The organism is Mesorhizobium sp. M0051 (assembly GCF_040323235.1).
Classification (GTDB): domain Bacteria; phylum Pseudomonadota; class Alphaproteobacteria; order Rhizobiales; family Rhizobiaceae; genus Mesorhizobium.
This window is the reverse complement of the sequence record NZ_JAMYUT010000020.1, coordinates 54,758-69,269: the sequence shown is the minus strand read 5'-3', so window position 1 is coordinate 69,269 and position 14,512 is coordinate 54,758. Positions and strand designations below refer to the sequence as shown.

General features: G+C 61.5%; 15 protein-coding genes, 1 tRNA gene and 1 pseudogene. 8 read left to right on the top strand and 9 right to left on the bottom strand.

Going from position 1 to position 14,512, the window contains the following annotated elements; genetic code table 11:
* Positions 1-118: 118 nt before the first annotated feature.
* Positions 119-1,225 carry an ISAs1 family transposase gene (locus NKJ90_RS20650; RefSeq protein WP_352486675.1) on the top strand — a complete coding sequence of 369 codons (1,107 nt, stop codon included), beginning with the start codon at positions 119-121 and terminating at the stop codon, positions 1,223-1,225.
* A gap of 448 nt (positions 1,226-1,673) precedes the next feature.
* A complete protein-coding gene (locus tag NKJ90_RS20645; RefSeq protein ID WP_023760228.1) occupies positions 1,674-2,597 on the top strand; it encodes a DUF1003 domain-containing protein in 924 nt (307 codons plus the stop codon).
* Between the two features lie 4 nt (positions 2,598-2,601).
* Here the strand turns inward: NKJ90_RS20645 and NKJ90_RS20640 are convergent, their stop codons facing one another.
* The 3 genes from NKJ90_RS20640 to NKJ90_RS20630 form a co-directional block, all read right to left on the bottom strand.
* Entirely contained in the window at positions 2,602-3,009 is a 408-nt protein-coding gene (locus NKJ90_RS20640) for a type I restriction-modification enzyme R subunit C-terminal domain-containing protein (protein WP_352486674.1), read from the bottom strand.
* Positions 3,010-3,100: 91 nt separating this feature from the next.
* Positions 3,101-4,357: a helicase-related protein gene (locus tag NKJ90_RS20635; RefSeq protein ID WP_352486673.1), complete on the bottom strand. Its 1,257-nt coding sequence runs from the start codon at positions 4,355-4,357 to the stop codon at positions 3,101-3,103.
* A complete protein-coding gene (locus NKJ90_RS20630) occupies positions 4,348-4,800 on the bottom strand; it encodes a DEAD/DEAH box helicase family protein (RefSeq protein ID WP_023760225.1) in 453 nt (150 codons plus the stop codon). Before NKJ90_RS20630 ends, NKJ90_RS20635 begins: the two co-directional genes overlap by 10 nt.
* Positions 4,801-5,273: 473 nt before the next feature.
* On the opposite strand from NKJ90_RS20630, the gene NKJ90_RS20625 reads away from it, so the two are divergent.
* Positions 5,274-5,492 (top strand): hypothetical protein, encoded by a 219-nt coding sequence (locus tag NKJ90_RS20625; RefSeq protein WP_352486672.1) that lies wholly within the window; start codon positions 5,274-5,276, stop codon positions 5,490-5,492.
* Positions 5,493-5,544: 52 nt separating this feature from the next.
* A tRNA-Arg gene (locus tag NKJ90_RS20620) sits at positions 5,545-5,621 on the top strand.
* Between the two features lie 362 nt (positions 5,622-5,983).
* Here NKJ90_RS20620 and NKJ90_RS20615 read toward each other — a convergent pair.
* Positions 5,984-6,658, bottom strand: a complete 675-nt coding sequence (locus tag NKJ90_RS20615; RefSeq protein WP_352486671.1) for a protein-L-isoaspartate(D-aspartate) O-methyltransferase — start codon at positions 6,656-6,658, stop codon at positions 5,984-5,986.
* Positions 6,659-7,370: 712 nt separating this feature from the next.
* Here NKJ90_RS20615 and NKJ90_RS20610 point away from each other — a divergent pair.
* From NKJ90_RS20610 to NKJ90_RS20600, 3 genes and pseudogenes are all read left to right on the top strand, one after another.
* Complete coding sequence (locus NKJ90_RS20610; RefSeq protein WP_023761867.1) at positions 7,371-9,128, top strand: adenylate/guanylate cyclase domain-containing protein; 1,758 nt, start codon at positions 7,371-7,373, stop codon at positions 9,126-9,128.
* 267 nt (positions 9,129-9,395) lie between these two features.
* Positions 9,396-9,854, top strand: a pseudogene (locus NKJ90_RS20605) (DUF6772 family protein); the annotation flags it as partial.
* Positions 9,799-10,134, top strand: coding sequence for a hypothetical protein (locus NKJ90_RS20600; protein WP_031260931.1), 336 nt, complete (start codon positions 9,799-9,801; stop codon positions 10,132-10,134). The pseudogene NKJ90_RS20605 and the gene NKJ90_RS20600, both read left to right, overlap by 56 nt.
* Here NKJ90_RS20600 and NKJ90_RS20595 read toward each other — a convergent pair.
* Entirely contained in the window at positions 10,124-10,918 is a 795-nt protein-coding gene (locus NKJ90_RS20595) for a SapC family protein (protein ID WP_023761870.1), read from the bottom strand. The genes NKJ90_RS20600 and NKJ90_RS20595 overlap by 11 nt on opposite strands.
* A 268-nt stretch (positions 10,919-11,186) precedes the next feature.
* On the opposite strand from NKJ90_RS20595, the gene NKJ90_RS20590 reads away from it, so the two are divergent.
* The gene (locus tag NKJ90_RS20590) at positions 11,187-11,456 is read left to right on the top strand and encodes a DUF6916 family protein (protein WP_023761871.1); all 270 of its coding nucleotides are present in this window, start codon (positions 11,187-11,189) and stop codon (positions 11,454-11,456) included.
* 106 nt (positions 11,457-11,562) lie between these two features.
* Here the strand turns inward: NKJ90_RS20590 and NKJ90_RS20585 are convergent, their stop codons facing one another.
* From NKJ90_RS20585 to NKJ90_RS20570, 4 genes are read right to left on the bottom strand one after another with little or no spacing between them, the layout of a single operon-like run.
* Positions 11,563-12,105, bottom strand: coding sequence for a GNAT family N-acetyltransferase (locus tag NKJ90_RS20585; protein WP_245266819.1), 543 nt, complete (start codon positions 12,103-12,105; stop codon positions 11,563-11,565).
* A gap of 18 nt (positions 12,106-12,123) precedes the next feature.
* Entirely contained in the window at positions 12,124-13,443 is a 1,320-nt protein-coding gene (locus tag NKJ90_RS20580) for a DUF8189 domain-containing protein (protein ID WP_023761873.1), read from the bottom strand.
* Positions 13,444-13,473: 30 nt separating this feature from the next.
* On the bottom strand, positions 13,474-13,992 hold the full coding sequence (locus NKJ90_RS20575; protein WP_023761874.1) for a phage tail protein: 519 nt from the start codon (positions 13,990-13,992) through the stop codon (positions 13,474-13,476).
* A 9-nt stretch (positions 13,993-14,001) separates the two neighbouring features.
* The gene (locus NKJ90_RS20570; protein WP_023761875.1) at positions 14,002-14,505 is read right to left on the bottom strand and encodes a phage tail protein; all 504 of its coding nucleotides are present in this window, start codon (positions 14,503-14,505) and stop codon (positions 14,002-14,004) included.
* Positions 14,506-14,512 lie beyond the last annotated feature (7 nt).

Genomic DNA, 14,512 nt, shown 5'->3' with positions numbered 1-14,512 from the left:
CCTGCGAAGGGCGAGCTGCCGGTAGCAAGCATCGCGCTCGGCTGCGCAAGGCGGAATCATGAATCGTTAACGCTCTGGTAACCAAGCGGGATTCTGTTGGCCGGGAAGGAGACCGGCGATGGACGCAAGCTTTCTCGATCATATTGACGACATTGAAGACCCTCGCGTGCCCGGAATGGTGGTCTATCGGCTCGACGAGATCCTGCTTACGGTGCTGGTGGGCCTGTTGTGCCGAGCGGAGGATTTCGACGAGATCGAGGACGTGGGCGTCGAACTGCTCGACTGGCTCCGGCGCATCTTGCCGTTCGCGCATGGGGTTGCGCCGGCGCAGACCTTAAAGCGGACGCTGGCACGGCTCGATCCGCGACAGTTGGAGACGGCGTTCGCCGCCTGGGTGAAGAGCCTCGCCGGGCGCATCGGCGGCGTCGTCGCCATCGACGGCAAGACCGTGCGCGGCTCCAAGCAGGACGCCGACGGGACAGGCGCGTTGCATCTCGTTCAGGCCTGGGCGCACGAGGCGGGCCTCGTGCTGGCTATGCGGGCGGTGGACACCAAGAGCAACGAGATCACCGCCATTCCCGAGCTTCTCGACATGCTCGCCCTCGAAGGCGCGATCGTCACCATCGACGCGATGGGAACGCAAAGGCAGATCGCCGCCAAAATCGTCTCCAAGAAGGCCGATTATGTCCTGGCGCTCAAAGGCAATCAGGGAACTCTCGAGGAGGATGTCGCGCTGTTCTTCGACGATCCCGTGCTTGCGGCCGCTTGTTCGTGTCATGAAGAAGAGCCGCAAGCCGGCCACGGCCGGATCGAGGAGCGCACGATCCGCGCCGCCGATGCCGCCTGGCTCGCCGAGCGTCATCCCGATTGGAAGGGGCTTGCGAGCTTTCTCGCCGTCACAACGCGTCGCACGATCAAGAAGACCGGCGCGGTCTCGATCGAGACGCGGCTCTTCATCTCCTCGCTGCCGCCCGACCCCGTCCGCCTCGCCGCCGCCGTGCGCGCCCACTGGAGCGTGGAGAACAATCTGCATTGGGTCTTGGACGTGGCGTTCCGCGAAGACGAGTGCCGCGTCCGTAAAGACCATTCGGCGCGCAACCTCGCCATGATCCGCCGCGCGGTGCTCAACATGCTCCGACGCGAGCCTTCAAAGACCTCGCTCAAGCGTAAGCGCCTCAAAGCCCTCATGAACCCGACCTACCGACAAGCCGTCCTTGCAGGTTAACGATTCATGATTTGGCCCTGCTCGGCTGCGCGTGGCGCATTGCCCGGTGAGGGCAACTATGCTACATATCCAAGCATGGTGCTGAGTCGCGCCAGTGACCCGCCGCAAGGCGGTTTTTTGTTGCCGTCACCCTCCCGCAGCCATGTACGCCCTGGTTCGCAATGCCGTTCGAGCAAGGTAGGCGATCAGCGCAAACCCTCATCGCTTCGTCATCCACGGGTCTACGCGTCCGCTTCGCCCGTGGATGACGAAGTTGGTGAGGCTTCGGCCAATCTCGAATGTCCCCACCCGCCCTGAGGCCGCGAAGAGCGGGCCGCAGCCAGCCACACCGACCCCCTCCGATCGATCAAAACCACTTGTCCGGCCCGCGAAATCCGTGCCCCGCGCTGGCTATGCGCCGCCACCTCTGTTTATCGTCCCGCCCAGCACCGCAGCAGGAGCCCCCACCATGAGCACCGTCCCGAAAACGCCCGAGCAGCCGCCAGACAATCAGAACGACAGCGGCGGCGAATATTTCGAGGCGCCGACCACAGGGGAGCTCGAGGCCGACCAGACTTCGGACGAGCACCTCGAAACGCCCGACGTGCCAGATTCGGAGCCGTCCGTTCCGGGCGCCCACCGCGGCAAGCCGAAGAAAAAACCATCGGCGATATCAGGCCGCAAATTCCGCAAGCGCGATCTGGTGCGCATCGACACGCTGCGCCCGAGCCTCGCCGACCGCATTCGATCCGATCATCCGGACCTGCCGGCCGGCGCCCGCATCACCCGCGCCGAGCTCGGCCGCTACCGCATGCGCTACATGGAGGAGCTGCTCCAGCAGGAACACGGCGAATTCTCCGAACTCGACCGCCAGGTGGTCGAATCGATCGCCAGGCAGGACACCATTTCCGAAAACTCGGAGGAAGAGTTCGAGGAGCACCGGACGTTCGCCGACCGCGTCTCCGACAACATGGCTTCCTTCGGCGGCAGCTGGTGGTTCCTGATCTCGTTTGCCAGCGTGCTTCTGGTGTGGATCGGCATCAACCTGTTCGCCGGCATGGCGGGCGCCTTTGATCCCTACCCCTTTATCCTCTTGAACCTGCTGCTCTCCTGCATTGCCGCCATCCAGGCGCCGATCATCATGATGAGCCAGAGGCGGCAGGAATCCAAGGACCGCCTGCGCTCCTTCAACGACTACCGCGTCAACCTCAAGGCCGAGCTCGAAGTGCGCCATCTGCACGAAAAACTCGACTACCTCATCTCGCGCCAATGGACCCGCCTGGCCGAAATGCAGCAGATGCAGCTGGACGCGATGCACGAACTGACGGGTGCCAGGAAGCCGAAGCGGGCGGTGCGGAGAAAGAGGGCGGTGAAGAGCGAGGCGGCGCAGTGAGCGGCTAGGCCACCGCGCTGTCGCTGATCTCACGGATACGGCTGACGAGTCTGGTAACTCTGTCCTCGTCGAATACTTGCTCCGGCCCCGTAGGAGCTAGATCGGTAAAGGGTGGCTCATAGAGCAAGCTCGGGTCCATAGTGCCCTGGTCGGTCAGGTGCTCGATGATCATGCCGACGAACTCGATCTGGGCGGCGGAAGCTGTTCCCGCAGACAGGAATTCGCCCAAGGCTTCCGAAACGGCGGCACGGTCGAGCCCTACCAATGAACGCACGAACCGACCGAAGCCACGGCTGGTCTCGCGGGCTCGTTCGATATCGCCGGCGTCACCAATGCCTGCATCGAGCAGCATCTTTTCCAGCGCGGCCAGATCGATGGCCGTCAGCGGCTTTCCCTGCCTCAGCTTGTGCAAGACGAGATGGTCCTCGTGCCTCTTGAGGAAGTGGCGTGCTTTCTGCTTGAAGCGAGCGAAGTCGGCTTCGCCAACTTGGGGCAGATCGATTTCAACACCATCGCCGATCTCGTCGGCAAAGTCGGAATAGACAATCGCTTTCCGACCCTTCTCGATGTGCTGGACGAGATCGCGCAGCCGTAGCCGAACCAGTTCGAGCAAAGGAACGTTGACACCCTCCCACCAGATGTCCGTCTGGATCTCTTCGATCAGGACGGCCCGATGAGCGATCGCCGGAATGCCAGTCTGGTCCTCCAGCGCTGACGCGATTTCCAGCAGTTGCTTCTTCAGCGTGTCGAACCGCTTGGAGCCCTTCAGCAGCGCAAGCTGCAGCGAAAACATCAACAGGTCGAACCGCTTCGCCTCCTCGGTTCCAAACTGCTTCGCCGAAGGTAAAGGCGCAATCTCGTCGACAAGCTCCTTGCGCTTCTCGTCGTCGATCGCGATCCAGGCTTCCGGTCTTTGGTATTTTTCCACCGCGCGACGACGCTGACGCACGATGAAATTCTCGAGGGTTCAGCCCGGCTAGGGTGTCGCGCAGAACTTCGACCGCATCGGTTCTGATATCTTCCTCGGTCAGCGGCGAGGCGACATAGGTCGAGGCTTTGAAAGGTGTCGGATCTTCGGCTAGGCCATCGGACTTGCGCTTCTTTTCGTCAAGCGCGCGCACCAGGTCGAGCCGCGCTGCAAACAGCCGTTCCGACAATGACTTCGCGGTGCTTGCATCCTTGAGTTCCGGATTGGCGCCGAAGAATTCAAGGTTCTGGCAGTAGTCGAAGACGCGGAAGAACTCCTTGTCTTGGCCCGGCGCGAACAGGTCGGGACACAGCCGGGTGCCGCGCCCCATCATCTGCCAGAATTTCGTCTTCGAGCGCACCTGCTTGAAGAAGACGAGGTTCACCACCTCCGGCACGTCGATACCGGTGTCGAGCATGTCGACCGAGATGGCGATATGAGGGGCCTTCGTTTTCTTCGAAAAATCGTCGATCAGCGTTTGCGCATAAGCGCCGCTCTCATGCGGATAGGCCGCGTTGAACCGCGCCTCGATGAACACCGCATGCGCCTGGTTCTTGGCGAAGATGATGGTCTTGCCGAGCCGATCACCACCTTCGACCTTGAGTCCGTTGGTCATCAAATGCGCGATGACGAGATCGACGGTGTCGGTGTTGAAGAGCCGCTTGTTGACCTCCGCGGCATCGACGCTGTCGGGGATCTCCTCTTCGCCCCATTCCAGCATGTCCCAGCGGTCTTTCTCTTCATCGCTGAGATCGTCGTAGCGCAGGCCGGAGCGCACGATCTTCAGCGGCACGGAAATCGCCTTGGGCGGCACCAGATGGCCATCGGCCACCGCCTCGTCGAGCGAATAGGCGTCGGTCGGGATGCCATCCTCAAGGTCGACAGCGAATAGGTGTTATGGTCGATTTCGTCCTTGGGGGTCGCCGTCAATCCGACGAGGAAAGAGTCGAAATATTCGAAGATCGCCCGATAGCGTTGGTAGACAGAGCGATGCGCCTCATCGATGACGATCAGGTCGAAATGGCCCGGTCCGAACTTGCGCTTCTCGTCGGCCTTGCCATCGATCAGATTCATCATTGTCGGATAGGTCGACAGGAAAACGCGGCCATCGCTGGTGCGCTCGGTGACGAGGTTGACCGGCGCTGAATCCGGCAGATGTGCCTTGAACGCGCCGGCGGCCTGGTTGACCAGCGCGACACGGTCGGCGAGGAACAGCACGCGCTTTGGCGATGCCACCCGCCCAGAAGGCATTCCACACGGCGTCGATTTTTGAGCGAAGTTCACCTGTGATCATTCATTCCTCGAATACTGACTGTGATTTCGTCGCGACCGTAAGGCAGGTCGGCTCACGATCAAAGTGCCGATAGAGCACCAAATGATTTTGCAGCTCGGCCTTGCATCTTTGAGTCCGCCCTTCACTTTGCATAGGTCGCGGCGGAGGACAGCGTTGATTCCCATTTTGGATTTTGTGTCCGAAAAAATTATCGCCGGCGTTCTGCAAAGGGGCGAAAGAGGGCGCCGCTATCAAGCTGTCTTGACGGGTCTCACGTCGCCGGAATTGGAAGGCGTGAGGGCGGCTCTCGATGCGAAGATCGACGGAGATAATATCTTTACGGCTGGCTGGATGCCTGGCAAGAACTGGATCAACACTCCTTTTTGGCCGATATGCGTAGGTCCCGCGCAACGCGATATCACTTGGGCCAGGGTTGATGGTCTGGGAAGCATTCGAACGCCATTCCGATGACTGGTTGGTTGGAAACTTTGAACTAACGGCGTTGACATCGGCAGCCGCACCTATTGGAAGCGGAGATACTAAATTCAACCTCCACTCCATCTGGAACGAGCAGCATTCGATTCGAGCCTGTGGTTTTGCCTTTGCCGCAGCCGCTATCCATTTGCCCGTTGAAGCCCGCCGCGGCTTCCGCTAAGAAGCCGTGACTTGCCGGTTCACCGGCTGGTACGTTTTCCGGATTCCGGGAAGCACCCGTAGCTCAGCTGGATAGAGCGCTGCCCTCCGAAGGCAGAGGTCACAGGTTCGAATCCTGTCGGGTGCGCCAGTTTCAACATAAATATCAGGTGGTTAGGTGAGAATGGTTTTGGCGAGTGTCTCAACGCCTACTCGGTATCAGTAGACCATTTCGCTTTAGCGCGTTCGGCTTCCGCCGCGCAGCAATCACAGCGTCACCGGCGAATGGCAAAGCACCCCTCCGAAAATGGTCGAGCGTTCTTTGCCACAGGGCCGGTAACCAGAAAGTTTGCAATCGATCCGCCATGTCACACCCTGGCGCCCGATCACTTGCCTGTCGCCGCTGGCCGAGACGGATCGTTTCTTGGCGTTCACCACGGGCGAAGAAATGCGAAAGGCTGGTATCCGGTTGACGGTCGGAAAAGCGCGCTTGCGCCAGTTGCGCGGTCCTCATTAGACGGTTTCGAGCCGGCTGAACCGAACGGGGATGAGCTTCCGAGTCTTGAGTTGCCCTGCCACATCCTTGTCGATAACAGTCAGAAACTGTACGTCTTCAGACACCAAAGGCAGAACCAGACGTCCCCCTGGCTTGAGCTGCTCCAGCAAAGCCGGCGGCGTCCGCTCAGCGGCTACGCTAACCAGGATCTTGTCGAATGGGGCGTGCTCGAGCCAACCGCGAGACCCGTCTCCGACACGAATGGCGACATTCGAGAAGCCAAGGCCCTGCAGCAGGGTCGAGGCATGGCTTGCGAATTCCTCGATGATTTCGACGCTCCAGACTTGTCCGGCGAGTTCCGCGAGGATTGCGGTTTGATAGCCCAGTCCAGTACCGATCTCGAGCACAGCCTGGTGCGGTTGGGGAGCAAGGAGATCGGTCATCAGAGCGACAATGAAGGGCTGCGAGACGGTCTTATCGAAGCCGATCGGCAGCGGCATGTCCTGGTAGGCATAAGGCGCGACCGGGGCTGGCACGAAGAGATGCCGCGGGACCCGCCGCATCGATGCCATCACCCGCTCATCGAGCGTTGCTTTGCCGAGTTCTTCGCTTGCAAGGTCGGCATGGATCGCAATCATCTCGACCATGTGCCTGCGTAAAATCGCAAGGTGCTCTTCGGTCATCGGTTTCATGACGGTGGGGGCTTTCTCCAACCAGTCTGCTGCCAGGTACAGTCTACCACTGTCGCGAATCGAAAAGCGATCCTCGGTCGCTCGAAGTGGCCGAAGCAGGAAGGCTGACGCTCCGCAGAGGCCAGTGCCGCCGCCGAGATTCTCGGCGCGGACATCGAGTTCTTCGACGCCGACGACTAAATCCACATGTCACAGGCCGATTGGCGAATGTGGTGCAAGTTTCTTGTCGCTAAGAGTAAAGCCGGTTCTTCAGTCGTGCAGAAGATCTCCCCTGGTAGACAGCGCGGAGCATAAGGGCTGTCCCGACAATAGTGCCAGTCTCCGTGGGGAACGCACGACAGCGGCTAGGGCTGCATCGTTGATCGCCATGGGCAGACCGGGCTGCTGCCAGGCCGTCAGAGGAAAGTGGACCGTCCGTTGGCGGAGCCAAAGCGGACCTGTGGCTTCGACGCTTGGAATGTGGGAAGCGGACATTCAGGCGCTCACATGAATCGACGTGAACTCACCTAACCGGTCATTCACGGCGTGGAATCCTGGCTCGGAAGCGGACATGCCATGTGATCGAAGATCATGACCCTGTCCGACATTCGGGCTCTCATGCAGCAAGATACACAGACCCGAAAAGCTGTCTTTCAGGGGCGGCGGCAATGGCATCAACCTGCGACCTGCTGTAAGCTTGGAAAGCGGGTAACAATCCGCGAAGGAATGGGGGATGGAACGTCATCTCGCAGCCGTCCTGATTGCCGATGTTGTCGGCTATGGCCGCTTGAGCCAGATCGACGACGAGGGTACGCGTGCACTTTTCCGAACCGACCTGAACGAAGTATTCGAGCCAAGGATCACTGCGCACCATGGTCGACTGGTGAAAACCATGGGAGATGGGATGCTGGTCGAGTTCCACAGTGTGGTCGACGCCCTACGCTGCGCGGTCGAAATCCAGCAACAGAAGGCGGAGGTGAACGTTCTCACGCGGCCAGAACGGCGGCTTGATTTCCGCATCGGCATCAATCTGGGCGATGTTATCGTTGAGGGTGACGACATCCACGGCGATGCCGTGAACATCGCCGATCGGCTGCAAGGGCTGGCGGAACCTGGAGGAATCGCGATTTCCGCCACCGCCTGCGACCATGTGAGGGGAAAGGTGCCGATCGGCTTTGCCTCACTCGGCGAGCAGAAAATGAAAAGTATCGCCGAACCGGTTTGCGTGTACCGTGTCTTGATCGACCCCGCCACTGCGGGCAAGATCGTCGGTGCCAAACCCGGCCCTTCTTCCGGCGACGACAGTAAGCCGCCGGTAATTGCGGTTTTGCCGTTCGAAAACCTGAGCGCCGACGACGGCTGGACGCGGCTGGCAGACGGCCTGTCGGCCGACATGATCGGCGACCTGGCGCGCTATCCCGACCTTGCGGTCATTTCGCGCCAGACCATGCAGTCCTATCGGGGACGGGCGAGCGACACACGCTCGGTTGGACGGGAACTGAACGCCGATTATCTGCTGGAAGGCACCCTCCAGGCGATCGGACAGCGTGTCCGCGTCGCGGTGCAGTTGGTGGACACCCGGACCGGAGCCAACCTTTGGTCGGCGCGGTTCGATGAGTCGACCGATGATTTTTTTCTCATGCAGGACAGCATCACACAGAACGTCATCAATGCCCTGGCAGGTACTTTCGGCAAGCTCGCCAATCTCGGGCGCGAGGTGGCTCGGCGGAAGCCTCCCTCGAGCCTGGGTGCTTACCACTGCTATCTACTCGGGGTGGAACTGCACGACAGATTCACGACCGAGGCGAGGGCAGAAGCCATACGCATGCTGTCCCGCGCCGTGGAACTTGACCCCGGCTTCGCGCGGGCCTGGATGACGTTGGGATTGGCACATGCGGTCGATGCCTTCAATGCCTTCACGCCAGATTCAGCCGCTTCGGTCGAGCGCTGGCGAGAATGCGTGGAAACGGCTTTGGCGCTCGACCCTACCGATCCGATGACGCGCCTTTACATGGGCGCTCTCCGCGCCCTTGACGGCGATATCAGCGGGGCCGCAGAGGAATACGACCGGGCGCTGGCCCTGGCACCCAATGACGCCGATGTGCTGTCGATGCTTGCCTCAAGCCGAGCTCTCGTGTGTGGAAACCCGGAAGAAGGCTGTGCTCTTGCCGAACGGGCGCTTCGCCTCAATCCGCAGGCTCCGAGTTGGTACTACGCGCAGCTCGCCCGGGCGCGGTTCGTCGCCGGTCGCTATGCCGACAGTCTGTCGTCGCTGTGCCAAAGTCCGCCGGATATTCCCGTCACTCTGATGTTCCGTGCCCTGTGCCACGCGCTGCTCGAAGAGCCGGCGCAGGCGCAGTCGATCGCCAGGCGGATTGCCGTCGAGTTTCCAAGGTTCACCGTCGAGAACTTCATCCGAACCTATCCTGTCACCAATCCTCTTGCCCTCGCTGCGATCAAGGAAGGGGCTCGTCGTGCAGGTATAGCATAGCATAGAGCCGAAAACGGTGCCTAGTTCAGGAGGGGGACGCGCTTCCTGGATATGCCACGTGGCAAGCCGGGCCCAGCTTCCAGGCTGAAGGTCTGCTTCGTAACGCTAATTGGGCGCTGGCGTGACCCCTGCTAAGCTTCCGCTCCTGGCGCTGCCACGACCTTCAAGCCGGAGGCCACCGAACTGAAGCTGTCGGAAACGGAAGTGCGTTCGGTCGGCTTCCTGTTCGATCTCTAAGGCGGAGACCGGGACAACAGCGATGACAGGGTCATGCCGCATCTGCGCTTCCTCAATGCGCTCGACGGCCAGCATCTGCAAAAATGGCAATACAAGCGTGAAACGGAACGCATTATCCCGCTCGGCACCGAGAACAAGACGATCAGCCACTACCATCTCTCGCCGGAGGGCTGGATCGACATTGCCGGCGGCGCGCAGAGCCTCTGCTACAATGAGATCCCGACGAAGGTGAACTGGACCTATCTGTGTTTCGACTTCGACCTGGAGTCGATGCGGGCGCTCGCCCTGCGCTGCAACGACCGCAGCTTCGATTTGTCTGGTTTCGAGTCGATTCACATTCCGGCCATGAAGAACCTCTGGTGCATGCTCAATTTCTGCGTGTTCGCCGAGACCGACGTCGCCAAGCGCGCGTTCCTCTTTCGGGGGATTTCTGATGCTGCCCGAGAGCATTACCGCCATTGTCGCGCGCAACGAGCGATGGAGCGGTGAGGCCGCCAGTGAACCTTATGAGGCGGGATGGGCGCGCGAGGCGATTTTCTTCGTTCGGGCCTTGAAGGAGCCTAGCGGTCCCGTGCCGATGGCACGAGTCGAAATCTCGCCGGACGGGATGCGGTGGTTGCCGGAGGGCACCGAGTTCCGCATGCCCAACCGACGCGACGGCATGGCGATGGCGCGCTTGACGCATTTCGGCAACTGGCTGCGTGTAACGGCCCGCTTCGAGGAAGGTGGGGAATGTTTCGTGCTGGTGACACTCCACCTCAAGGCCTGACGGGCGGCAATTTCGTGGTTCGCAGCGATGCCTGGTGCACCAGCGACGTCCAGCTGTTGGTCGAGGCGAGGTGGCAGTAGAGCAGGCCGAGCGCGCCTGACCTTCTGAGGTCGAGGAAGGCTTCGTCGCTCAGCTTGTTGAAGGCCGGCTCGTCGATCACCTGGAAATCGGTGAGGTTGAGCACTTCGCCGCCCTCCAGCGTCACTTTGCTCTGGCGCGGCGCGAACAGGCCATGCGCGTCGATCCTGTCGATCATGATGCGGGTGGCTCTGAAATCGATCTGGAACTGATCGCAGAAGGCGAGCGCCTGCTTCGTCGCCTCGGTCGCCTCGGCGCCGCTGAAGAACGACGCGATCTTGTTGTCGCGGAATGGCGCCATGAGCTGGTCGACGACGCGCTCGCTTGCCCGGTCGACGCACAGCGTGAGTCGGCCGGGCGCGTTCGGGTCGTCGGCCAGAATGAAGGGATAGCGGCGGACATAGGCGGGAACATAGTGCGGCCCGGTCCACCGTCCGTCGGCATCGACGAACAGGTTTTCGTTCTGTCGCACGCCGGTGATGATCACCGGCGCCTTGGCGGCACCGATGAAGACGATCGGGTAGGAGCGCATCGCCGCCGGCATTTCCGACGCCACCACCGGAATGGCGTGCGCCGAGCGGGCGAACGAAAAGTCGCTGCGCGCGGTCAGGCCAAGCGAGCCGTGCCGCACCGGGTTGAGCGCCTCCGGCGTGGAATAGAACAGCGGCATCGCATCGCCCGCCACTTCCGTCTTTGCATCCGCCATCGTCCGTCTCCCGCAAGCCGATCCGGCCGCCAATGGTCCCAAAGCCGGGATCCGGTCTTGTTTGCGCTGATCTTGGATCGAAAAGAATCCCGCGCGCGAACAAAGTACTACAGCGTCTCTTGCGCGCATAAAAGGACAGGCGGTGCTGTATTTTTGGGTTTGCGGCGGCGAATTGTCTTGCGGGCACGGCCCGGCCGCCTGCCCACCTCTGGACAGCTTGCGGCGAAGCGGCGACAGTGCCGCCGGCAGTGGACAAATTGAGGCTTGCATGGCGTCGGTAGCGGATTTTGAACAGGGACAAATCTTCACCATCGAAGCCGGGGGCCAGCAGATCCCGCTCGAGCTGAGCGCGGTCAACCCCATCGCCGCCAGCCCGCGCCCGGGCGGCGGTTTCTCGCTGCTGTTCAGGGGCCCGCGCGAAATCGCCCTGCCGCAGGCGACCTATCTTTTCAGCGGCACAAGCGGCACCCACGAGATCTTCATCGTGCCGGTGGCGGCCGATGCTGCGGGGCGGCTTTACGAGGCGGTGTTCAATTAGGCGTCGCTAGCTTTCTGAGGCGACGCTTGCGCTGCGGCGCTGAACGTTGACGTCAGCGGGACAGTACGCGGCAGAACTATCCTGCAACCCAGCATGCTTCCTCCGGTCACATACCAGCTGCCTCACCACCCGGCGGCGCACAGGCCATCAGATCATGGACGCCCTTGTCCTCGACGACCGCGAAGCCAAGCTCGACATAGAGCCGCTTCGCCGGATTGTTCTTCTCGACGTGGATCGAGGCTGATTTGCCGGCTAACCATGCCTCGTCGACGAGATCCCGCAGCAGCGCCGCGCCGTAGCCCTTGCGCCGATGCGCCGGCAGGAACGCAATGTCGATGATGCGGTGCTGGCTCGGCCAGCGCTCGATATAGAGCCGCCCGATGTCCTGTCCGGCTCGTTCCACCACCAGCCAGTCGGCCTCGGGATAGTGTCTTTGGTAATGCGCATGCTGCGCCTGGAACTGCAAGTCGAGGAACGCAGTCTTTTGCCTATCGGTCCACGACGTCACCGCGAGTTCTTCCATGCGCGTGGAGGCGTAGAGCCGCGACAGGAACGGCAGATCCGCCGCCGTCGCCGCACGGAAGCCGAGCCCGGCCTTATCAGACCGGGGCCAGACTGGACGGGGCTGTGCCTGCTTCGCTTCTGTCACGCTGCCGGAAATCAACCGTCAGACCGGCGGCGTCAGGTCGCGAACCACGACAATCTGCTTGAGATTGTTGTCGGCAAGCGTCGTCCAGCCATACTCCCATTCGGAGCTGTCGATGCCCATCTGCGAGATCGTCCACAGCCCGTTCGTACCGTCCGGCATGAGCAGCAGGCTGAACAAAGCGAGCCGGCCATCGGCATTGTAATCGAGCGAGAGCCGTGTCCGCAGCGAAGACATGCTGAAGTCGCGCCATCCCGACCAATTCTGGGTGACGGCATCATATTGGGCGTTGAATGAGTGAACAAGCTGCTGGTCGGATGCGACCAGTACGATGTCGCCGTCGCCCTGGATGCCCGCGGCAAGTGTGTATTTGGACACCCTGCTGTAGCCGGGCGTTGCCCACTGCGTCCAGCTGTCCGATCCGGCAGGCTTCTGGCGCGTGTGCAAGACCTGGCCATTCTGGGTCAAGGCGAACAGATTGGTGGCGCCGAGCGGGCCGACCACCGGCGCCATTTCGATGAACCCACCGGTTTGCCCGGTGTCGATCTGCACCCATTGCGTCCAGTCGGCGACCTTCAGTGCCTGCGGCTTCGCCTGCTGGCAGCGATAGAGATGGAGGCCCGAATTGATGCCGAACAGCGCAATGCGGCCGTCGGCCTGGCGGATCGCCGTGATCGCTACCAGTTGCCCGGTCAGTTGGATCCAATCGCTCCACATCTTGGCGGGCGGCGCGAGCACGTCGACGGTGACGACGATCGGCGTCGTCGAGCCGGGCGGCGTGATGGTTTTCTGCACCTGCACGATCTGGTCCGGATTCTGGTAGATCCACCAGATACGGCCCTGATTGTCGGTGAGGAACACCTCGATGCGACCATCGGCATCGTTGGCCATCGAAAGCTTCTGGTAGGAAGTGGCGCCGGGCGGCGCGCCGATGTCCATCGGCGCGGTCCATTTGTCGATCGGGCCGATCTGGTTTGCGTCCTCGGTGATGAAGGACAGCTTGGTGGTACCAGACGGCTGCGCGATCACCGCCACCCGACCGTCCTTGGTCAGGCCGGCGGTCATGATCACCCAGGCTCCTGGAGCGATGATCGACCAGGCCGCCGGCCATGCGCCGTTCGGCGCATCTTGAGCCTTCTGGATCAGGCGCCCGGCCGCGGAATCGATGCCCACCACCATCAGCCGCGACAGCTCGAAGAACGCCGCGCCGGCCGGCATGTGCTGATAGGCGGGCGGGACGCTGGGCCGGCCGCCGCCTGCCCTGGCTTTGGAAGCCGCTCTCGGCGCTGCCGGCATCTTCGCGGCGGGGGCTTTCGACTTTGGTTCTGCTTTCTTGGCCATGGTCTTGGTCCTGCCCTGTTGGTTCGGAATTCAGGTTCTCGGTGGGAAAACGCCTTCCAGCGCGATGCAGAAATAGAAAGTCAGATAGGGCATCAAATTGTTGTGCGGCTGATCGCCGCCGGCCGGCGCGAGTGCTTCCGGTGCAAGCTGGGCATTCACGGCGGGGTTTGAGCCGAGATACATCTGGTTGCCCGCCGCAAGGAAATTCCCTTGCGGGGTCTTGAAGCTACCATCATCCTCGGATCCCAGCATGGTATGCGAATGGGACGGCATCTCGCTTTCGAGCAATGTCGTGGTTTCCGAGCCGCCGGTCTCACCGAGGTCGTGCAAGGATAGGCCAGGGCCTTGTCCCGGGTGCATTGGCGCGCGGCCCTGGAGGTCGGGCAAGGCGAAATTGGACTTGCCGTTGCCGCCATAGGTGGTGCCAAGCAGGGAAAACAGCGCGGTGTTCTGTGACAGCGGCAGAAGTTGGCCATCGCACCAGGCCCATCCCTTGGGTGCGAAATTGAACGGGAAGATACGGATTTCGGCGACGAATGGATCGGCCATGACGTCCTCTCAAGTCTGGGACGGGAAAATCCCGAACAGTGAAATGATGAAATTGACGCAGAGATAGGGTTGAAAATTATCATGGGGCTGGCTGCCGCCCGCCCCCGCAATGGCATTCGCCGCCATGGGCGACGCGTTGTCAGCCAAATTGTAGTAGGTCTGAGCCTGCGTATTGGCCAATACCGAACTGCCCGGCAGCTGGGACGTTGCTGTCGCCACAGATCCCAGCAGCGGATGCGAATGCGCCGGAATCTGGGAGACCGTCAGCGCAACCCCCTCGGCGCCACCGGTCTCGGCCAGAATGAGACCATTGCCCTGATGGACAGGCAGGCGCCCGCGCAAATCGGGCAAGGCGAACGTACTCTGGCCGTCGCCACCATAAGTGGTGCCTATCAATTGGAACAAAGTCTCGTTCTCCGAGATCGGCAGCAGCTGTCCTTCGCAGAAGTACCAGCCGGCCGGCGCGAAATTACCGGCAAACATGCGGATTTCACCAACATAAGGCTGTGCCATGGTGCGT